Genomic DNA, 20,195 nt, shown 5'->3' with positions numbered 1-20,195 from the left:
GCCCGGCGCCCTCTGGTATGAGAGCGGGATGGACCTCGTGCGCTCGGCGCTCCTGGCGGCCTGGCCGCACGGCTTCACCACCCGCGCCGGCGGCGCCTCCCCGCCGCCCTGGGACGCGCTGAACCTGGGCGGCGCGGTGGGGGACGATCCGGCGCGCGTGGCCGAGAACTGGCGGAGGCTGGAGGCGGCCACCGGGCTCGGCTTCGCCCGCGTCCGGCAGGTGCACGGCGCGCGGGTGGTGCGGCTCGACGCTCCGTGCGCGCCGGAGGAGGAGGCGGACGCGGTGGTGTCGCGCCGCGCCGGCGTGGCCGCCTGCGTGTCGGTGGCCGACTGCGTGCCGGTGCTGCTGGCGGACCCGGACGGCGGGGCCGTGGCCGCGGTGCACGCCGGCTGGCGCGGCACGCTCGCCGGCGCCGCGGGGGAGGGGGTGCGGGCGCTGTGCCGGGAAGCCGGGGCGCGCCCGGAGCGGCTGCTCGCCGCCATCGGCCCGTCCATCGGCCCCTGCTGCTACGAGGTCTCGCCGGAGCTGGCCGCGCGCTTCGCCGCCGTGCTCGGGCCGGGCGTGGTCCGCGACGGGCGGGCCCCGCGCCTCGACCTCTGGGAGGCGAACCGCACCGTGCTGCTCGAGGCCGGGGTGCGCCCCGAGCACGTCGACCGGCTGGACCGCTGCACCGCCTGCGAGCCGGGGCGGTTCTTCTCGCACCGGCGCGACGCCGGGCGCACGGGTCGGCAGATCGCCTTCATCGCCCCACCCGGCCCGATGCCGGGGGCGGCCCCCCTTCCTTGACGGGGCGGCGGAGTCACCTAGAATTTCCCGGATCTTGAGACCCTTCGTGCGAGAGGCCTCGGCGGCCTTGCTGCTCGTCGCCGGCTGCGCCGGCGGCGCCGTCTCGCGCGAGGACGTGGACGGGCTCCGCGGCGAGCTGCGCGCGCTCCGGCGCGAGAACGAGGAGCTGTCCCGGCGCGTCGAGGCGCTCTCCGGCCAGGTGGACGCGCTGGCCGCCCGCGCCCGCGCGGCCCCGGCGCGCCCGGTCTCGGCCCCGGTGCCCCCGCGCGCTGCGCCCGAGCCGCGTCCGGTCGGCCCCGAGATCCCCGGCTTCGTGTCCGCGGCGCCGGTGGTGCCGCCGGATCTCCAGGTGGTGAAGCTCGCGCCGCCGCGCGCCGCCGCGGCGCGCTCGGCCCGCGCGGCGCCCCCGGTGCCCACCGCCGTCCGCATCGCCGAGCCGGAACCCGGGCGCCTCGATGCGCTCGCCGCGCCGGGCGGTCGCGGGATCGCGGCGGAGGCCGACGGCGAGCTGCGCGCGGCGCGCCGGAAGGGCGGGCTGGACCGGGCCCACGCGCTCGAGGACTTCACCGCGCGCTATCCGCGGCACCCCGCCGCCGACAACGCGCTGCTCGAGTCGGCGGAGGCGTACGCGGCGGCCGGACGCGGCGAGGCCGCGTGCGCGCTGGTGCGCCGGACCGCCGACGAGTATCCGGCCGGCGACGCCATGAGCGCCGCGCTGGAGCGGCTCGCCGCGTGCGCCGCCCGGCTCGGCCACGCCGACGAGGAGCGCACGCTCCTCCAGCGGCTCGTCAGCGATTATCCGGGGACCCCGGCCGCGCAGCGCGCCGGCGGACGCCTCGGCCAACCCTCCGCGCGGGCGGGCGATGCGTCGCCGGCCGCCGCGGCCACAAGGAGCGCTCCATGATCCGCAAGCACGTCGTCGCCCTGCTGGCCCTCGTCCCGGCCGCCGCGCTCGCCCAGGCCGGCGCGCTCGGCGCGGCCCGCGGCGCCCAGGCCACCTCGGACCAGGGGAACGCGCGCGTGGAGCAGGCCATCGACGCCGCCACCGGCGCGACCGCCGCGCCCGCCGCCGCGCCGCCCGCCGGCGATGCCGTGCCGCTCGCGGCCGAGGCCGAGGGCACCCCGCCCATCGAGCTCGGCGCGGCGCCCGAGGCGGTCCCCGCCGCCGGCGGCGCCGGCACCCCGGAGACGTACACGGTCCGCGAGGGCGACACGCTCTGGGACATCTCCGGGCGCTTCCTCTCCAACCCGTGGTACTGGCCCAAGATCTGGTCCTACAACCCGGAGATCACGAACCCGCACTGGATCTTCCCGGGCAACCTGCTGCGCTTCTACCCGTTCGCCGACGAGGCGCCCGCGCGCGTCGAGGCGGTGGCCGGCGTGGACGAGGTGGAGGAGGAGCCCGCGCCGGTGCGCGAGCTGGAGGACTTCTCCCGCGCCGACATGAACGCCCCGGCCTCGGCCGAGGAGCAGGACGCGGTGGCGGTCTCCGGCCCCTACAAGATCGGCTTCGTCCCCGCGAAGCAGCGCTACGCCCTGCACGAGAGCTTCGTGACGCCGCGCGAGCTGGACGAGTCCGGCGCCATCGAGGCCGCGTTCGAGGAGAAGCTCATGCTCTCCGCGCTCGACCGCGGCTACGCGCACTTCAAGCGCGCGGCCGGCGTGAAGCCCGGCGAGACGTACGTGGTCTACAAGACCGAGCGGCCGATCCGGCACCCGATCACGAAGGAGCTGTTCGGCTACCAGACCCGCATCCTCGGCTCGGCCAAGGTGGTGGCGGTGGACGACAAGGCCGCCACGCTGGTGATCGCGACCGCGAACGACGCCATCGAGCGCGGCGCGCTGCTCGCCCCCTGGACCGACAAGGTGTTCCGCCCGGTGAACCCGCGCGCCAACCAGCGCGCCCTGCAGGGCGTGATCATCGCCTCCCCGGTGTCGGTCGTGACCCAGTTCGCCGAGCACCAGGTGGTCTTCGTGGACCGCGGCAGCGCCGACGGCGTCCAGACGGGCAACAGCCTCAAGGTCGTCCGCTCGGGCGATCTGTATGGCCTGGCACCCAACACGGTCCCGAACGACCCCGCCCTCCCCCAGGAGGACGTGGGCGACCTGCTGGTCATCGACGCGCGCGAGCACGCCTCGGCGGCGCTGGTGACGCGCAGCCGCGTCGAGCTGCTGGTGGGCGACCGCTTCGAGATGCGGACCGCGCGCGGGCTTCCCCAGTAGGCGGCCCGGCGGGCGAGGCCGTGCGGCGGCCGGGCGGGCGGGGGATTGCCCCGTCTTCCCGGGGTGTTTTCGTGCACGCCCCATGCATGCGTCACCGGCGCCTCGCTTGACGCTGTGGGACCCCGCGGGTATATGGCCCGCCTTCACCGCCTCGAACCGCGGCAACCCCTTGACCCCCGACGCGCGCACCCTCCGGCCCGGAGACGGCCACTATCCAGAGCGCCTGGCGCGCCTCGCGGATGCGCCGCCGCAGCTCCGCGTGCGCGGCGAGCTGGGGACGGCGGCCTGCAGCGTCGCGCTGGTCGGCGCCCGGGCGACCGACGAGTACGGCGAGCTGCTGGCCCGCGACCTGGCGGCCGGGCTGGCGCGGGCAGGGGTCTCGGTGGTCTCCGGCGGCGCCGTCGGGGTGGACGCCGCGGCCCACCGCGGCGCGCTCGAGGCCGGGGGCCACACGGTCGCGGTGCTGGGCACCGGCGTGGACGTGGTGTACCCGCGCCAGCACCGCGCGCTGTTCGAGCGCATCGTCGAGGCGGGCGGCGCGCTCGTGTCCGAGCTGCCCGACGGGAGCCCCGGCCTTCCGCACCACTTCCCGGCCCGCAACCGGATCATCGCGGCGCTGGCCGACGCGGTGGTGGTGGTGCGGGCGCGCCCCGGGAGCGGCTCGCTCATCACCGCCTCCTGGGCCCGCGCGCAGGGCGTGAAGGTGTTCGCGGTGCCGGGCGACGTGCGCGACGCCCTGTCGGCGGGACCGCTCGCGCTGCTGCGCGAGGGCGCCGGGGTGGCGTCGAGCGCGGCGGACGTGCTGGCGGGGCTGGGCCTCGCGGCCCCCGCGCCGGTCCAGGCGCCGCTGCCGGCGCTCGACGACCGGGGCACGGCGCTGCTCCGGGCGCTGGGGCGGCGGCCGCGCCACGCCGACGAGCTCGCCCGCGAGGCGGGCATCCCGGTGGGAGCCGCGCTGGCGGGGCTCCTGACGCTCGAGCTGGAAGGTCTGTGCGAGCAGCGGCCGGGCCATTACTTTCTGCGCCGCAGTCGAGAGGGGATCTAGAGGATGGCGAGAGAGCCGAAGACGGGCGCGGTCGCGGTCAAGAAGAAGAAGGCCGCGGCAGCCCCGAAGGAAGCGACGGCCGTCGCCGAGGCGGAAGCCCCGAAGACCCCCCGCCGCGCAGCGCGGAAGACCTCCACCGGGACCAGCCTGGTGGTGGTGGAGTCGCCCGCGAAGGCGAAGACCATCAAGAAGTACCTGGGGCGGTCGTTCGACGTGAAGGCGTCGGTCGGTCACGTGAAGGACCTGCCCAAGTCGAAGATCGGCGTGGACGTCGAGAAGGGCTTCCTCCCCGAGTACGACGTCATCAAGGGGAAGGCGAAGGTCCTCTCGGAGATCAAGCGCGCCGCGCGGACCGCCGACCACGTCTTCCTCGCGACCGACCCCGATCGCGAGGGCGAGGCCATCGCCTGGCACATCTCCGAGGAGCTCGGCGCCGAGGGCGGCGACGCCCGGGTGCGCCGGGTGCTCTTCAACGAGATCACCAAGACGGCGATCCAGAAGGCCATCGAGAAGCCGCTCGATCTCGACCGCAGGAAGTTCGACTCGCAGCAGGCCCGCCGGATCCTCGATCGCCTGGTCGGCTACCAGATCAGCCCGATCCTCTGGAAGAAGGTCCGCCGCGGCCTGTCCGCCGGCCGGGTGCAGTCGGTGGCGGTGCGGCTGGTGGTGGAGCGCGAGCGCGAGATCGAGGCGTTCGTGCCGGTGGAGTACTGGTCGCTCGACGCCGACCTCGCCGCGCAGGTCCCGCCCGACTTCCGCGCCAAGATCTTCAAGGTGGACGGCCAGAAGGCCGACCTGAAGCAGGGCGAGGAGACCCAGGCGCTGGTGAAGGACCTGGAGGGCGCGCGCTACGTGGTCGCGTCGGTGGACCGCAAGGAGCGCAAGCGCAACCCGCCGCCGCCCTTCACCACCGCGAAGCTGCAGCAGGAGGCGGCGAACCGCCTCGGCTTCAGCCCGAAGAAGACCATGACGCTCGCGCAGAAGCTCTACGAGGGCGTCGAGCTCGGCGACGAGGGGGCCATCGGCCTCATCACGTACATGCGCACCGACTCGGTGCGGCTCGCCACCGAGGCGGTGGACGCGGTGCGCGCCCACATCCAGCAGGCGTACGGGACGGACCACCTGCCGGAGCAGGCCAACGTCTACAAGACGAAGGCGAAGGCCGCCCAGGAGGCGCACGAGGCGGTGCGCCCCACCTCGATGGACTGGACGCCGGACCGCGTGGCGCCGTTCTTCGACCAGATGGGCGAGCGCGACATGTACCGGCTGTACGAGCTCATCTGGAACCGCTTCGTGGCCTGCCAGATGGTCCCGGCGATCTACGACCAGACCTCGGCCGACATCGCCGCCGGCCGCGCCGTCTTCCGGGCCACCGGGTCGATCCTCAAGTTCCCCGGCTACCTCGCCGTCTACGGGGCGAAGCCGCCCGAGGAGGAGGCCGGGGCCGAGGAGGAGAAGACGAACGGCGACGCCGCCGAGCCGGTGGCCCGCGCCGAGGACCGCCAGCTCCCGCCGCTCGAGGCCGGGATGGAGCTGCGCCTGCTGAAGCTGCTGCCCGAGCAGCACTTCACGCAGCCGCCGCCGCGGTTCAACGAGTCGTCGCTGGTGAAGGAGATGGAGGAGCGCGGCATCGGCCGGCCCTCCACGTACGCGGCCATCCTCGACACGATCCAGGAGAAGGGCTACGTCGAGAAGCTCGAGAAGCAGTTCAAGCCGACCCACCTCGGCGTCCTGGTGACCGACGAGCTGGTGCGGGCGTTCCCGCGCGAGATGGACATCGCGTTCACCGCCGGGATGGAGGAGAAGCTCGACGGCATCGAGGAGGGCGCCGCCGGCTGGCAGCAGGTGCTGGAGGAGTTCTACTCGAAGTTCAAGGAGGACCTCGCCAAGGCGGACGAGGCCATGCGCAACGTGAAGGCGCAGGCCATCGAGACCGACATCACCTGCGAGAAGTGCGGCCAGCACAAGATGGTCATCAAGTGGGGCCGCAACGGCGAGTTCCTCGCCTGCCCCGGGTACCCGGAGTGCCGGAACACCATGAACTTCCGGCGCGAGGACGGGAACATCGTCCCGGAGAAGGAGGAGGACGTCCCGGTCGAGGACAAGTGCCCGGAGTGCGGCGCGGACATGGTGATGAAGCGCGGCCGCTTCGGCCGGTTCCTCGCCTGCACGCGCTACCCGGACTGCAAGGGCACCAAGCCCGTCTCGATCGGCGTGACCTGCCCGAAGGGCTGCGGCGGCTACATCAGCGAGAAGCGCTCCCGCCGCGGCAAGACGTTCTACGGCTGCTCGTCGTATCCGAAGTGCGACTTCGTGGCCTGGGACCGCCCGCGCAACGAGACCTGCCCGCAGTGCGGCAGCGCCTACCTGCTGGACAAGTACTCGAAGAAGACCGGCCCGTTCGTCGCGTGCCCGAACAAGGAGTGCGGCTACCGGCGCGAGGCCGAGCCGCGCGAGGGCGGCGCGGAGGCGGCCCGCGCGGAGCCGGCCAAGGCGTAGCGGTCCGCGACCGCCGCGGACAGGCGAAGGCCGGCGCCGGGGCTCCCCGGGCCGGCCTTCGTCGCGCCCGGGGCACGGGCTACATCGTGGGCGGCTCGCCCTGGAGCGCGAACTGGGCGCGCTCCCGGCGCTGCGCGCACTCGGTGCAGAGCACCGCGTACGGCAGGGCGGCGAGGCGGCGCGGGTCGATGTCCTGCTCGCAGTCGCGGCAGATGCCGTACTCCCCGGCGTCGATGCGCGCGATGGCCGCGTCGATCTGGACCAGCTCGCGGCGCTGGTTCTCGCCGAGGCGCGCGAGCGTGTACTGCTCGTGCTCGGCCTGCGCGCCCTCCTCGAACTCCGGGTCGCGATCGGCCGACCGCAGCGCGTCGAGCTCGGCGCTGGCCCGGCGCGAGGTCTCGAGGAGCGTGCCGCGCCGGCGGAGCAGCTGGGCTCGCAGCGGTCCAAGGTCGTTGTCGCTCACGTTGCGTTCCTTTCGCAGCGGCGATAGATGGAGCGCGCCCGGCCCGGCCATCCCCTCCGTCGCCGCCTCGTCCCGGGCCGTGCGCGCTCCCTCGTGACGTTGCGCACCCTGCGGGCGCGCGGCCAGGACGGTCGCCCGGACGAGGCGACGGAGAGCGCCTGCAGGGCGGGCGACCGGCCGGGGCGGGCGGAGACGGAAAGGGGCGCATGGGCGACACGCGGGTGACCGTGATCGGGGGAGGGCTGGCGGGGACCGAGGCGGCGTGGCAGCTCGCGCGCGCCGGGGTCGCCGTCGAGCTCGTGGAGATGAAGCCGGAGCGCCGCTCGCCGGCGCACGTCCTGCCCGGCCTCGCCGAGCTGGTCTGCTCCAACTCGCTCCGGTCCGACAACCCGCTCAACGCGGTCGGCCTGCTGCACGAGGAGCTGCGCCGCCTCGGCAGCCTCGTGCTCGGCTGCGCGGACGAGACGCGCGTGCCGGCCGGCGACGCGCTCGCGGTGGACCGCGAGCGGTTCAGCGAGGCGGTCACCGCGCGGCTCACGGATCACGCCGCCGTGCGGATCGTCCACCGCGAGCTGGAGGAGCTGCCGCCGCCGCCCGCGCTGGCGGTGATCGCCACCGGGCCGCTCACCGCCGACGCGCTCGCGGCGCGCCTCGCCGAGACCACCGGCGGGCGCCTCCACTTCTACGACGCCATCGCGCCCATCGTGGCGGCGGAGTCGATCGACCGGAGCATCGCGTACGCGCGCTCCCGCTACGGCAAGGGGAGCGGCGACGACTACCTGAACCTCCCGCTCGACGAGGCGCAGTACCACGCGTTCGTGGAGGCGCTGCTCCAGGGCGAGAAGGTCGCTGCGCACGGGTTCGAGGAGCCGCGCTACTTCGAGGGCTGCCTGCCGATCGAGGTCATGGCGGAGCGCGGGCTGGAGGTCCTCGCCCACGGCCCGCTGAAGCCGGTGGGGCTCGAGGACCCGCGCACCGGGCGCCGGCCGCACGCCGTGGTGCAGCTCCGCCGCGAGGACGTGGACGGCACCGCCTGGAACCTGGTCGGCTTCCAGACCCGCCTCACCTGGCCGGAGCAGCGCCGCATCTTCCGCGCCTTCCTCCCCGGCCTCGCGAACGCCGAGTTCGTCCGGCTCGGCCAGATCCACCGCAACACGTTCGTGGACGCCCCCCGCGTCCTCGCGCCGGACCTGTCGGTGCGCGCCGCCCCGCACCTGTTCCTGGCCGGGCAGATCACCGGGGTGGAGGGGTACGTGGAGTCGGCCGCCTGCGGGCTGCTGGCGGCGCGGGCGGTGCTGGACCGGCTGGCGGGGCGGGCCTTCCGGCCGCCGCCGCCGGCGACCGCCCTCGGCGCCCTCCATCGACATCTCACCGGCGAGGCGCATCCGCCGGGGTACGATTACCAGCCGAGCAACGTGGTCTTCGCGCTGTTCCCCCCGCTCACCGGGCGCCACCGCGGCAAGGCCGGCCGCAAGGAGGCCCACGTGGAGCGGGCGCGCAAGGAGCTGGCACCGTGGATCGACACCGCCCCGCCCACCGCCGTCCCCGCGGCTCCCGCCGCGGGCTGATCCGCGCCGCCGCGCTGGCGCTCGCGCTCGCCGCCGCCGGCTGCCCCGCGAAGCAGGAGCCGGGCGCCGCCGCCGGGGGCGCCGCGGGGCGCGCCGTGCTGCGCGGCCCGGTGCGCGCCGTGAAGGCGTCGGCGGACGGCGCCTGGCTGGCGGTGCTCGAGGGCTGCAACGAGGCGCGCGGGCAGTTCCTGCCGCCGCGCACCGCGAGCTGCGACCTGCGGCTGGTGCCGGCCGCGGGCGGTGACGCGCGCCGGGTGGCCGGGGCGGTCACCACGCTCCCGCACGGCCTGCTCTGGAGCCCGGCGGGCGCCACGCTCGCGGCGCTCGGCGAGTACGAGTACCCGACCGCGCGGGGCACGCTGGTGGTGGTGCGGGCAGGCGGCGCGCCGCGAACGCTCGGGACGGCGGTGTCGTTCGCCGGCTTCGCGCCCGGGACCGAGGACCTGCTGTTCGTCGCCGACGGCCGGCTGCTCGTGTCGCGCGGCGGCGGCGAGCCCGAGCCGGTGGCGGGCCTGGACCGGGTGGGCTCGCTCGAGCCGGGGCCGGGCTGGTCCGGCGGAGCGGGCCCGGCGCTGCTGGTGCGCCAGGGCGCGTCGGCGGGCGCGGCGCTGTCGGTGGTCGGGGCGGACGGGCGGGCGCGCCGCGTGGCGGAGCGGAGCGGCGACTACGCGATCGCGCCGGGCGGCGCGTACGCGTACACCGTTCAGGACGGGGGCGGCTACGCGCTCCACCTGGCCGGACCGCGCCAGGCGGTGCTCGGCAAGGAGGTGCAGGCGTTCGCGTTCTCGCGCGACGGTCGCGCCATCGCGTTCCTGGCGGACGCGACCCCCGGGAAGCAGGGCGACCTGCACCTGGCGCTGGTGGCGAAGCCCGGCGACGCGGTGCTCGCGCGCGAGGTGGGCGAGCTGCGCTGGGCGCAGCGGGCGCCGCGGCTCGCCTGGCTGGAGCGGTTCGACGCCCGGGTCCGCTCCGGCACCGCCGGCGCGGGCGGGCTCGACCTGCCGTCGCGCACCTACGGCGCGAACGTGACCGACCTCGAGCTCTCCGCCGACGGCAAGCGCCTCGCGTTCCTGCAGCACACCACGCGCGGCGGCTACTCGGTGGACCTGATGCTGGCGCAGCTCGATGCGCCGCCCGGCACGGCCGCCGTCCAGGTGGCGCAGGGCGCGTTCGGGTTCTCCTTCTCGCCGGACGCGCGGTGGCTCTACTACCGGACCCGCTGCGTCCGGAACGGCGAGGGCTGCGACGTCGAGCGCGTGCCGGCCGAGGGGCTCGCGCCCGGCGCGAAGCCGGAGCGGGTGGCGGAGGGCGCCAAGAGCTTCGAGTACGACCCGCGCGATCCCGGGCGGCTGCTCGTCACCTGGCAGCGCATGGACCGCGACGCGCTCGACGTCGGGGTCTGGAAGGACGGCAAGCTGACGCGGGTGGACACCTACGTGCTGCCCGGCTCGGCCCAGCTCGTCGGCCCGGACTCGCGCCGCCTCGCCTACGCCGTGCTCCACGAGAAGCGCCAGGGCGCCTACGTGGCCGAGCTGCCGCGCTAGCGCGGGGCCGGCGGCGCCAGGAACTGTCGCCCGGGGCGGCGCGGTGGTACGCGATCCCCGATGACGCCCGACGCGTCCGCGCTGCCGCCCGAGGTGCCGGAGGAGATCCGGCGCTTCGACGCGTACCTCGCCTCGGAGAAGCGGGCCTCGCCGCACACGCGCAAGGCGTACCAGGTGGACCTGGCCCAGTACGCGGCCTACCTCGCCGACCAGGGCCAGCCGCTCGTGCCGTCCTCGCCCGCGCTGGTGCGCGGCTTCCTGGCGCGCCAGGCCGGGGCCGCCGGGGCGGTGAGCCTCGGCCGCAAGCTCTCCGCGCTCCGCTCGCTCTACCGCTTCCTGGTGCGCGAGGGGCTCGCGCCCGGGAACCCGGCGCGCGCCGTGGCGAGCCCGAAGCGGCCGAAGCGCCTGCCGGAGGTGCTGCCGGAGGAGGAGGTCGCGGCGCTGGTGGAGACGCCGGACGCCGCCACGGAGGCGCCGCTCGCGCTGCGCGACCGCGCGTTCCTGGAGCTGCTCTACGGGAGCGGGCTGCGCGTGTCGGAGCTGACCGGGCTGGACCTCGAGGACCTCGACCTCGCCGGCGGGCTGGTGCGCGTGCTCGGCAAGCGGAACAAGGAGCGCATCGTGCCGTTCGGCGCCCCGGCCGCCGAGGCGCTCCGGCGCTACCTCGACGGCGCCCGGCCGGTGCTGGCCACGGGGCCGGACCACGCCCGCGCCGGGGACGCGGTGTTCCTGAACTTCCGCGGGGGACGGCTCACCAGCCGCTCGGTCGCGCGCCGCCTGGACGGCTGGGTGCTCGCCTCCGGCCTGCCGCGCCACGTGCACCCGCACGTGCTGCGCCACTGCTTCGCGACGCACCTGCTCGGCAACGGCGCCGACCTGCGCGGCATCCAGGAGCTGCTCGGGCACGCCTCGCTCTCCACCACGCAGCGGTACACGCACCTCGACTGGAAGCGGCTCGCGGCGGTCTACGACGCGGCCCACCCGCGCGCGCGGGCCGGGGCGGCGGGCGGCGCGGGCGCGGGCGGCCCCGCGGGCGGCGTGCCCGGCGCGACGCCCGGCCGCAGCGCCCGCGGCGGCCGCGGCCCGCGCTGACGCTCGGCGCGGGGCGGGCCGCCGTGAATCGTTGCCCCCCGGGCGCGGCCGCGCTACCTCTCGGGCATGCGCCCCATGCACGGAACGACCGTCCTCTGCGTGCGCCGCGAGGGCAGGGTGGTGATCGCCGGCGACGGCCAGGTCACCCTGGACAAGACCGTCATGAAGGCCACCGCCCGCAAGGTGCGGCGGCTGGGCGAGGGTCAGGTGGTGGCGGGGTTCGCCGGCGCGACCGCCGACGCGTTCCAGCTCTTCGAGCTGTTCGAGAAGAAGCTGAAGGAGCACGCGCGCTCGCTCCCGCGGGCCGCGGTGGAGCTCGCGAAGCAGTGGCGCACCGACCGGATGCTGCGCCGGCTCGAGGCGCTGCTGCTGGTCGCCGACCGCGAGCACCTGCTGGTGCTGTCCGGCGCCGGCGACGTCATCGAGCCGGATCCGGTGGCGAACGGCGCGGCCGCGGCGATCGGGTCCGGGGGCCCCTACGCGCTGGCCGCGGCGCGGGCGCTGCTCGCCCACTCGGCGCTGGACGCCCGCCAGGTGGCCGAGGAGGCCATGAAGCTCGCCGCCGAGATCTGCATCTACACGAACGGCAACCTCACCATCGAGGAGCTGTGATGGCGCCGAGCCCGAAGCCGCAGGACCTCACCCCGCGGGAGATCGTGGCGGAGCTGGACCGCTACGTGGTCGGCCAGGCGCAGGCGAAGCGCGCGGTCGCGATCGCGCTGCGCAACCGCTGGCGCCGGCAGCGCGTCGGGCCCGAGCTGCGCGACGAGATCCTGCCCAAGAACATCGTCATGATCGGCCCCACCGGCGTGGGGAAGACCGAGATCGCGCGCCGGCTGGCGCGGCTCGCCGGCGCGCCGTTCGTCAAGGTCGAGGCGTCCAAGTTCACCGAGGTCGGCTACGTGGGCCGCGACGTGGACTCGATGATCCGCGACCTGGTCGAGGCGGCGGTCAAGCTGGTGAAGGAGGAGGAGATCGCGAAGCTGCGCGAGCGGGCGCGCGAGGCGGCCGAGGAGAAGGTCCTCGACGCGCTCGGCTTCGGCTCCGGCTTCGGCCTCGGCTTCCGGAACCCGTTCGGCGGCCGCGGCGCGCAGCCCGACGAGCCGCAGGCCGCGCCCGCCTCGCACCCGGCCGGCTCCGCCGCCGGCGCCCGCGAGAAGGCGCGCGCCCAGCTCCGCGCCGGCACGCTCGACGACGACCTGGTGGAGGTGGAGCTCTCGGAGCGCGCCATGCCGGTGATGCCGTTCATGGGGCCGGGCATGGAGGACATGGCGCAGGGCCTCCAGGACATGGTCCAGAACCTGGGCAACAACCCGCTGCTCGGGATGCTGGGCGGCGGCGGCCGGAAGCGGAAGCGCAAGGTGAAGGTGAAGGAGGCGCTCGAGCTGCTCACCGACGAGGAGGCCGCGCGGATGGTGGACATGGAGCGCGTGACGCGCGAGGCGCTCGACCGCGCGCAGAACGCCGGCATCGTGTTCATCGACGAGATCGACAAGATCGCGGGCGGCGACGGCGGCGGCGTGCGCGGGCCCGACGTCTCGCGGGGCGGCGTGCAGCGCGATCTCCTGCCGATCGTCGAGGGCTCCAACGTCAACACCAAGTACGGCGTGGTGAAGACCGACCACATGCTGTTCGTGGCCGCCGGCGCCTTCCACGTGGCCAAGGTCTCCGACCTCATCCCGGAGCTGCAGGGGCGCTTCCCCATCCGCGTGGAGCTGGAGCCGCTCACGCGCGAGGACCTGGTGCGCATCCTCAAGGAGCCGCGCAACAGCCTGGTGCGGCAGTACACCGCGCTGCTCGCGACCGAGGGCGTGGACGTGCAGATCCGCGACGACGCCGTGGACGAGATCGCGCGGATCGCCGCCGAGGTGAACGAGCGCATGGAGAACATCGGCGCGCGGCGCCTCCACACCGTGATGGAGCGGCTGCTCGACCAGCTCTCGTTCGAGGGCTCGGAGCTGCGCGGGCAGCGGATCGTGGTGGACGCGGCCTACGTGCGCGACCGCCTCCAGGGCATCGCGCAGGACGAGGACCTGTCGCGCTACATCCTGTGAGGCGCACGCCCGGGCGCGCCCGACCCGGGCGCTCGCGGATCTGGAACTCTCCGCCGCCCGGCTGCTATAAGCGCGGAATGACACGCAACGAGTCGATCGCCCAGCGCGCGCAGCAGGTGCTCACGCCCAACTACCGGCAGCAGCCGGTGGCCATCGCGCGCGGCGCGGGCGTCCGCGTCTGGGACGCCGACGGCAACGAGTACCTGGACTTCCTCGGCGGCGTGGCGGTGGACGCGCTCGGCCACTGCCACCCAGCGCTGGTGAAGGCGCTCGAGGAGCAGGCCCGCACCGTCTGGCACGTGTCGAACCACTACTACATCCCGCGCCAGGTCGAGCTCGCCGAGGCGCTGCTGGCGGTCACGCCCTGGGCGTCGCGGGCGTTCTTCTGCAACAGCGGCGGCGAGGCGAACGAGGCGGTGCTGAAGCTCGCGCGCAAGTTCCACCACGACCGCGGCCACCCCGAGCGGAACGTCATCGTCTCCTGCCACGACTCGTTCCACGGCCGCTCGCTCTTCACCGTCACCGTGGGCGGCCAGCCGAAGTACCAGGCCGGCTTCGCGCCGCTCGTCCCCGGCGTCCGCCACGTGAAGTACGGCGACCTCGCCGCGCTCGAGGCGGCGCTCGACGACACCGTGGCGGCGTTCATGGTCGAGCCGATCATGGGCGAGTCCGGCGTGGTCCCGCCGCCGGAGGGCTACCTGCGCGCCGTGCGGGAGCTGACGCGGAAGAAGGGCGTGCTGCTGTGCCTCGACGAGGTGCAGACCGGCATGGGCCGCACCGGCAAGTTCTGGGCGCACGAGTGGGAGGGGATCACGCCCGACCTCATGTCCAGCGCCAAGGCGCTCGGCGGCGGGTTCCCCATCGGCGCGATGCTCGCCACCGAGGAGGTCGGCCAGCACCTCACCCCCGGCAGCCACGGCACCACCTACGGCGGCAACCCGCTCGCCTGCGCGGTGGCCCTCGCGGTGCTGGCCGAGCTGCGGGGCGGCGTGCTGGAGCGCTCGCGCGAGGTCGCGGCGCGGCTCCGCGCCGGGCTGGAGGCGCTCGCCTCCGGCGGCCGGGTGGCCCGGGTCCGCGGCAGGGGCATGCTGCTCGGCGTGATCGTGCAGGGGGTGGCGGCCGCCGAGGTGATGAAGGCCGCCCGCGCGCAGGGCCTCCTCGTGAACGCCATCGGCGACGACGTGCTGCGCCTGGCCCCGCCGCTCACCCTGACCGCCGCCGAGGCCGACCTGGCCGTGGAGCGGCTCGGCGCGGCCCTGGCGGCGGCGCCGGCGAAGCCCTGAGAGAGGACCCCATGGCCACCTCGCCCCGCGAGAAGCGCGACTTCCTCCGCATCACCGACCTGGATCGCTCGGAGCTGCTCGAGCTGGTGGAGCGCGCCGCGGAGTGGAAGCTCCTCGGCAAGGGCGGCCCGCGGCCGCTGGAGCGGCGCACCGTCGGCCTGGTGTTCGAGAAGGCCTCCACCCGCACCCGCGTCTCGTTCGAGGTGGCGGCGCACCAGCTCGGCGCGGGGTCGATCATGCTCTCGCCGCGCGACACGCAGCTCGGGCGAGGGGAGCCGATCCGCGACACGGCCCGCGTGCTGTCGCGCTACCTGGACTGCCTGGTGGTGCGCACGTACGGGCACGAGAAGATCGAGGAGATGGCGCGCTACGCCGGCGTGCCGGTGGTGAACGCGCTCACCGACGCGTCGCACCCGTGCCAGGTGCTGGCCGACCTGCTCACGGTCACCGAGCGCTTCGGCTCGGACGCGCTCACCAAGCCCGGCCTGCGGGTGGCGTGGGTGGGCGACGGCAACAACATGGCCAACAGCTGGCTGGAGGCGTGCGTGCTGCTCGGGTTCGAGCTGCACCTCGCCTGCCCGGCGGGCTACGACCCGGACCCGGCGCTGCTCGCCCGCGCGGCCGGGCGGGCGAAGGTGTTCCGCTCGCCGGCCGAGGCGGTGGCGGGCGCGCACGTGGTGAACACCGACGTCTGGGCCAGCATGGGCCAGGAGCAGGAGGCGGAGGAGCGCCGCCGCCGGTTCGAGGGGTTCATCGTGGACGGGCCGCTGATGGCGCGGGCGCGGCCGAACGCGGTGGTGCTCCACTGCCTGCCGGCGCACCGCGGCGAGGAGATCACCGACGAGGTGCTGGAGGGCCCGCAGTCCGCGGTCTTCGACGAGGCCGAGAACCGGCTGCACGCCCAGAAGGCGCTGCTCGAGCTGCTGCTCGCCGGCCGGTGACTGGCCGCCCGGACGGGCCCCGGCGCGTGTCCGGGGCCCGTGGGGCGGGCGCGCGCGGAGCGGATTTGACCCCCTGCGGTCCCGGTCGTTAATCTCGGGGCCGCCGACGTACGGGCGGGGGGAGACGGTTGAGCGTGGATCGATACAGCGGCTTCGCGTTCGATCCGGCGGATCTCCAGGAGGACGTGGACCTCGGCGCCGAGCGGCGGCGCGAGATCCTGTTCGCCGAGGGGAGCCTGCCGCGCTGGACGCACTGGGACGTGCTGGGCCTGCCCTGGAACGCGCCGGTGGAGGCCGCGCGCGCCGCCTACCTCGAGAAGGTGAAGGTCTTCCACCCGGATCGCTATCCGGGGAAGCGGCTGGGGAGCTACCGCGCCCGGCTGGAGAAGGTGTTCCGTCGCCTCACCGAGGCGCGCGACGTGCTCGCCGACGAGGCGAGGCGCGCCGCCTACGCGCGCGAGACCGCGCCGGCCGACGAGTTCGCGCGGATGGAGCTGCGCAAGCTGGAGGACGAGCGCCGCTCGGAGGAGCGCCGGGCGCGGCTCGCCCGCCAGAGCCCGCTCGTGGCCCGCGCCGCCCGCGTGGCCGACCTGGTGCGGCGGGGCAAGGAGTCCCTGCGCGCCGGGCAGGTGGTCCAGGCCGCGAACGACCTGGTGCTCGCGCAGGGGATGGACCCGCAGAACGCGGAGGTGGCCGCGCTCGCGGCCGAGGCGCGGCGGCGCGCGGCGGTGCAGCGCGCCGGCGACGCCTACGAGCGCGGGCTGGCCGCCGAGGCCATGGGCGCGCCCGCCAAGGCGCTCGCGGCGTTCCGGGAGGCGCTCGAGGCCGACCCCCGCCACGCGCGGGCGGCCGCGGGTGGCGCGCGGGCGGCGCTCACGGTGGGTGACGCGGTCGCCGCGCACGCGCTGGCCGAGGCGGCGGTCCGCGCCCAGCCGACGGCCGGGTTCGCGCACGAGGCGCTCGGCCTGGCGCTGGAGGCCCAGGGGGCGCGCAAGGAGGCGCGCCGCGCGCTGGAGCGGGCCGTGGAGCTGGACCCGAAGCTGGAGCAGGCGCGCGAGCGGCTGAAGCGGCTGCGCTGGAGCTTCCTCGGATGAGCGCGAGCGAGCCCGTCATCGGCATCGACCTCGGCACCACCAACTCGGTGGTCGCCACCGTGCAGGACGGCGTCCCGCGCGTCATCCCGGGCCGCAGCGGCCAGCTCCTCACGCCCTCAGTGGTGGCGTTCGCCCGCAACGGGAAGCGGCTGGTGGGCGCGCTCGCGAAGCGCCAGGCCATCACCAACGCCGAGGACACCGTCTTCGCGGCGAAGCGGCTCATCGGCCGCCGCTGGGGCTCGAAGGAGATCGAGGACGCGCGCCAGGTGCTGCCGTACCGGCTGGTGGCCGGGCCGGAGGGCCACGACGTCCGCGTGGAGCTGGGCGGGCGGACGCTCGCGGTGCAGGAGATCTCGGCCATGGTGCTGGCCGAGCTGAGGGCGGACGCCGAGGCGTGGCTCGGGCAGCCGGTGAGCCGCGCCGTGATCACCGTCCCCGCCTACTTCAACGACGGCCAGCGCCACGCCACCAAGGACGCCGGGCGGATCGCCGGGCTCGAGGTGCTCCGCATCATCAACGAGCCCACCAGCGCCGCGCTCGCGTACGGCTTCGGCAAGCAGATCGAGCGCAAGGTGGTGGTCTTCGACCTGGGCGGCGGGACGTTCGACGTGTCGGTGCTCGACATCGGCAAGAGCGTCTACGACGTGGTGGCGGTGGGCGGCGACACCTACCTCGGCGGCGAGGACTTCGATCGCCGGGTCATGGACTGGCTCACGTTCGGCTTCGCGAAGGAGAACGGCGGCATCGACCTGCGCCAGGACAAGATGGCGCTCCAGCGCCTGCGCGACGCCGCGGAGCGGGCCAAGTGCGAGCTGTCCTCGCTCCCGTCCACCGCCCTCCACCTGCCGTTCCTGGTCGGGGGCGGGGAGGGCAAGAGCGCGCTCCACCTGGATCGCCAGCTCTCGCGCGAGAAGCTGGAGGAGCTCACCAAGGACCTGGTGGACCGGTGCATCGCCGTCACCGAGCGCACGCTGCGCGACGCGGGCGTGCGGCCGTCGCAGGTGGGCGAGGTGCTGCTCGTCGGCGGGATGACGCGCATGCCGCGGGTGCAGCAGGCGGTGCGCGAGTTCTTCGGGCGCGAGCCGTGCCGCGGCGTCCACCCGGAGGAGGTGGTGGCGCTCGGCGCCGCCATCCAGGCGCAGGCGCTGTCCGCGCCGCACGCCGGCGCCGAGGTGCTGCTGCTCGACGTCACCCCGCAGAACCTCGGGCTCATGGTGGTGGGCGGCTACTTCCAGACCGTCATCCCGCGGAACACCACCGTCCCGACCAGCCAGACGCACCTGTTCACCACCGTGCAGGACGACCAGACCTCGGTGCGCATCGCCGTCCTCCAGGGCGAGAGCGAGCGCGCCATCGACAACGAGCTGCTGGGCGAGTTCGTGCTCGACGGCATCCGGCCGGCGCGCCGCGGCGAGGTGGAGATCGAGGTCACCTTCGAGATCAGCGCGGACGGCATCGTGGGGGTGTCGGCCCGCGACGTGGCCACCGGCCTGCAGCAGTCGATCTCGGTGACCGCCACCTCCGGCCTCACCGAGGACGAGATGCGGCACATCCTCGACGAGCAGATCGACGAGCTGCTCGAGCGCAAGCAGACCGCGCGCGAGTTCGAGACGCGGCGGGACCGGGTGCTGGCGCTGGTCCGCGAGATCGAGGCGCTCGGCCCGGAGGTGCACGACGCGCTGGAGCGGACGCGGTTCGGCAAGGACGCGGTGCTGAAGGCGAAGGGGGTGCTCGCCCGGGCGCGCACCGCGGTCGAGGCGCGCGATCTCGCCGCGCTCGCCGCCGAGGAGGAGCCGCTCGAGCGCACGCTGCAGCTGTTCAAGGGCCTGGCCGCCACGGCGCGGCCCGGCACGAGGTGAGCCGTGGCGGACGTGAACGAGCTCATCGACCGCGGCATCAAGGCCTACGTGGCCGGGCGGGTGGGCGAGGCGCTGCGCTCGTTCCAGCAGGCGCTGGAGCGCGACCCGGGCAACCCGAAGGCGCGCTCGTACCTGTCGCTGCTCGGCGGCGGGATGCCCGGCGGCGCCACCGCGGACCCGATCCCGCTGCCGCCGCCGGCGGCGCGGCCGGCGCCGGCGCCCGGCGACTCGCCGTGGGACGCGCTGCCGTCGGCGGCGGAGATCATCGAGCTTCAGCTGGAGCCGGAGGGCGGCCTGGATCTCGACGCGGTGGCCGAGAAATCGGACATCCGCCCGCTGGTGCCGGCGAAGGCCGCGCGCGGCGACTCCCCGGGCGCCCGCGACGTGGAGGTCTGGATGCAGGCCGCCCGCGAGCTGTTCGCGCTCGGCGACTTCACCGGATCGCTGGAGCTGATCGAGAAGATCCTGCAGGTCGACCCGGATCACCGCGAGGCGCGCGAGTACCTGCGCCAGAACGAGGCCACGCTCATCGCCATGTACGAGTCGAAGCTCGGCCCGCTCGGCGGCGTCCCCCGGCTCGCGATCAAGCCGGAGGAGATCATGTGGCTGAACCTCGACCACCGGGCCGGCTTCCTGCTCGCGCAGATCGACGGCTTCGTGGACTACGAGGCGCTCTTCGCGCTCTCCGGTCTGCCGCGCCTCGACACCGCGCGCATCCTGGCGAACCTGATCGCGGACGGGGTCATCACGACCTGACGGTCCTGCGCGCCGCCCCGCCCGCGGCTCGACGGTCCACCACGAGCGGGCCTCAGTTCCGGATGATCGCGGTCCAGACCCCGCGCACCACGCGCTCGCCGCGCTGGTTCCGGGTCTCGGTGGTGACCTCGAGGAAGTCGAGGCTGCCCCGGTCCTGGATCCGGGTGATCTCGCCCTCGGTCTCGAGCACGTCCCCGGGGCGCACCGGGGCCTCCAGCTCGAACGACTGCTCCGCGTGGACGAGGCGGAGCACGTTCACCCCGAGCGCCGGGTCGGCGCAGGCGTTCGCGAACGGCTGGATGGCGAACGCGGCCGCGAAGGTGGGGGGCGCGACCAGCCCGCCGTGCGGCGAGGCGGCGGCCGCGGCCTCGTCCCAGGTCCACGGGTGGGCGCGCTCCGGCGGCACCGCGAAGACCCGGCCGGGCACGCCGCCGCCGGTCGCCGCGGCGAAGTCGCGGATCTGCTCGAGACCGACGGTGAAGCGGTACGGGCCGTAGCGCCGGCCGAGGTGCTTGCGGTCGATGGGCACGCGGTCACCCGTCCCCGAGGTGGCCCTCGGCCACCGCGCCCTTCAGGACCTCCTCGCCGCGCTGGTTCGTCGCCTCCAGCTCGAGCGCGATCCGCGGGCCCTCGAGCGCGACGCACCGGCCCTGGAACCGGATCACGTCGCCCACCTGCACCGGCTTGGTGAAGCGGGCCCGGATCCGGCGCAGCCGCGCCGGGTCGCCCAGGTACGCGACGCACGCGTCGGACAGCCAGGAGAACGTGCACATGCCCTGGAGGATCGCGCCGGAGTAGCCGGCGGCGCGGCCCACCTGCGGGTCGATGTGGATCGGGTTGAAGTCGCCGGAGGCGGCCGCGTAGTAGATCGGCCGGTACGAGTCCACCTCCCGGACCGCTTCGAAGGTGTCGCCCACGGTGAAGTCCTGGAGGCGTTTCATCCCTCCCGTGTAAGGGAGGTCCGGGCGGAGCACAAGCCCGCGCACC

The 20,195-nt window shown here is 75.1% G+C and carries 18 protein-coding genes; 15 read left to right on the top strand and 3 right to left on the bottom strand.

Going from position 1 to position 20,195, the window contains the following annotated elements:
* Nucleotides 1-28 precede the first annotated feature (28 nt).
* From pgeF to topA, 5 genes are all read left to right on the top strand, one after another.
* Nucleotides 29-787 carry a peptidoglycan editing factor PgeF gene (pgeF, locus tag ANAEK_RS14075; RefSeq protein ID WP_012526801.1) on the top strand — a complete coding sequence of 253 codons (759 nt, stop codon included), beginning with the start codon at nt 29-31 and terminating at the stop codon, nt 785-787.
* A 34-nt stretch (nt 788-821) separates the two neighbouring features.
* Nucleotides 822-1,691 (top strand): tol-pal system YbgF family protein, encoded by an 870-nt coding sequence (locus ANAEK_RS14070; protein WP_232288218.1) that lies wholly within the window; start codon nt 822-824, stop codon nt 1,689-1,691.
* Nucleotides 1,688-3,010 carry a LysM peptidoglycan-binding domain-containing protein gene (locus ANAEK_RS14065; protein ID WP_012526799.1) on the top strand — a complete coding sequence of 441 codons (1,323 nt, stop codon included), beginning with the start codon at nt 1,688-1,690 and terminating at the stop codon, nt 3,008-3,010. The genes ANAEK_RS14070 and ANAEK_RS14065 overlap by 4 nt, the downstream gene beginning before the upstream one ends.
* A 106-nt stretch (nt 3,011-3,116) precedes the next feature.
* Entirely contained in the window at nt 3,117-4,055 is a 939-nt protein-coding gene (gene dprA, locus ANAEK_RS14060; protein ID WP_012526798.1) for a DNA-processing protein DprA, read from the top strand.
* Between the two features lie 3 nt (nt 4,056-4,058).
* The gene (topA, locus tag ANAEK_RS14055; protein ID WP_012526797.1) at nt 4,059-6,554 is read left to right on the top strand and encodes a type I DNA topoisomerase; all 2,496 of its coding nucleotides are present in this window, start codon (nt 4,059-4,061) and stop codon (nt 6,552-6,554) included.
* Nucleotides 6,555-6,633: 79 nt separating this feature from the next.
* Here topA and ANAEK_RS14050 read toward each other — a convergent pair whose 3' ends face one another.
* Nucleotides 6,634-7,017 carry a TraR/DksA family transcriptional regulator gene (locus ANAEK_RS14050; protein ID WP_232288217.1) on the bottom strand — a complete coding sequence of 128 codons (384 nt, stop codon included), beginning with the start codon at nt 7,015-7,017 and terminating at the stop codon, nt 6,634-6,636.
* A gap of 206 nt (nt 7,018-7,223) precedes the next feature.
* Between ANAEK_RS14050 and trmFO the strand changes: the two genes are divergently transcribed.
* The 10 genes from trmFO to ANAEK_RS14000 all read left to right on the top strand — a co-directional run bounded on the left by trmFO (nt 7,224) and on the right by ANAEK_RS14000 (nt 19,208).
* Nucleotides 7,224-8,585 (top strand): methylenetetrahydrofolate--tRNA-(uracil(54)-C(5))-methyltransferase (FADH(2)-oxidizing) TrmFO, encoded by a 1,362-nt coding sequence (trmFO, locus tag ANAEK_RS14045; RefSeq protein ID WP_012526795.1) that lies wholly within the window; start codon nt 7,224-7,226, stop codon nt 8,583-8,585.
* Nucleotides 8,531-10,129, top strand: coding sequence for a hypothetical protein (locus ANAEK_RS14040; protein WP_012526794.1), 1,599 nt, complete (start codon nt 8,531-8,533; stop codon nt 10,127-10,129). Before trmFO ends, ANAEK_RS14040 begins: the two co-directional genes overlap by 55 nt.
* Nucleotides 10,130-10,189: 60 nt before the next feature.
* Nucleotides 10,190-11,221: a tyrosine recombinase XerC gene (gene xerC / locus ANAEK_RS14035; protein WP_012526793.1), complete on the top strand. Its 1,032-nt coding sequence runs from the start codon at nt 10,190-10,192 to the stop codon at nt 11,219-11,221.
* Nucleotides 11,222-11,287: 66 nt separating this feature from the next.
* Nucleotides 11,288-11,833 carry an ATP-dependent protease subunit HslV gene (gene hslV / locus ANAEK_RS14030; protein ID WP_012526792.1) on the top strand — a complete coding sequence of 182 codons (546 nt, stop codon included), beginning with the start codon at nt 11,288-11,290 and terminating at the stop codon, nt 11,831-11,833.
* Nucleotides 11,833-13,275 (top strand): ATP-dependent protease ATPase subunit HslU, encoded by a 1,443-nt coding sequence (gene hslU, locus ANAEK_RS14025; RefSeq protein WP_012526791.1) that lies wholly within the window; start codon nt 11,833-11,835, stop codon nt 13,273-13,275. The genes hslV and hslU overlap by 1 nt, the downstream gene beginning before the upstream one ends.
* A gap of 77 nt (nt 13,276-13,352) precedes the next feature.
* The gene (locus ANAEK_RS14020; protein ID WP_012526790.1) at nt 13,353-14,558 is read left to right on the top strand and encodes an acetylornithine transaminase; all 1,206 of its coding nucleotides are present in this window, start codon (nt 13,353-13,355) and stop codon (nt 14,556-14,558) included.
* An 11-nt stretch (nt 14,559-14,569) separates the two neighbouring features.
* The gene (gene argF, locus ANAEK_RS14015; RefSeq protein ID WP_012526789.1) at nt 14,570-15,499 is read left to right on the top strand and encodes an ornithine carbamoyltransferase; all 930 of its coding nucleotides are present in this window, start codon (nt 14,570-14,572) and stop codon (nt 15,497-15,499) included.
* A gap of 134 nt (nt 15,500-15,633) precedes the next feature.
* Complete coding sequence (locus tag ANAEK_RS23630; protein WP_012526788.1) at nt 15,634-16,593, top strand: tetratricopeptide repeat protein; 960 nt, start codon at nt 15,634-15,636, stop codon at nt 16,591-16,593.
* Entirely contained in the window at nt 16,590-18,452 is a 1,863-nt protein-coding gene (dnaK, locus tag ANAEK_RS14005) for a molecular chaperone DnaK (RefSeq protein WP_012526787.1), read from the top strand. Before ANAEK_RS23630 ends, dnaK begins: the two co-directional genes overlap by 4 nt.
* A 3-nt stretch (nt 18,453-18,455) precedes the next feature.
* Nucleotides 18,456-19,208, top strand: coding sequence for a tetratricopeptide repeat protein (locus ANAEK_RS14000; RefSeq protein WP_012526786.1), 753 nt, complete (start codon nt 18,456-18,458; stop codon nt 19,206-19,208).
* Nucleotides 19,209-19,260: 52 nt separating this feature from the next.
* Here ANAEK_RS14000 and ANAEK_RS13995 read toward each other — a convergent pair whose 3' ends face one another.
* Nucleotides 19,261-19,737, bottom strand: coding sequence for a MaoC family dehydratase N-terminal domain-containing protein (locus ANAEK_RS13995; RefSeq protein WP_012526785.1), 477 nt, complete (start codon nt 19,735-19,737; stop codon nt 19,261-19,263).
* Nucleotides 19,738-19,741: 4 nt separating this feature from the next.
* Entirely contained in the window at nt 19,742-20,149 is a 408-nt protein-coding gene (locus tag ANAEK_RS13990; RefSeq protein ID WP_012526784.1) for a MaoC/PaaZ C-terminal domain-containing protein, read from the bottom strand.
* Between the last annotated feature and the right edge of the window lie 46 nt (nt 20,150-20,195).

Origin of the sequence: Anaeromyxobacter sp. K (genome assembly GCF_000020805.1) — a bacterium.
Lineage (GTDB): Bacteria > Myxococcota > Myxococcia > Myxococcales > Anaeromyxobacteraceae > Anaeromyxobacter > Anaeromyxobacter dehalogenans.
Note: the sequence above shows the minus strand (reverse complement) of the source record. Positions and strands in the feature narration are given on the sequence as shown.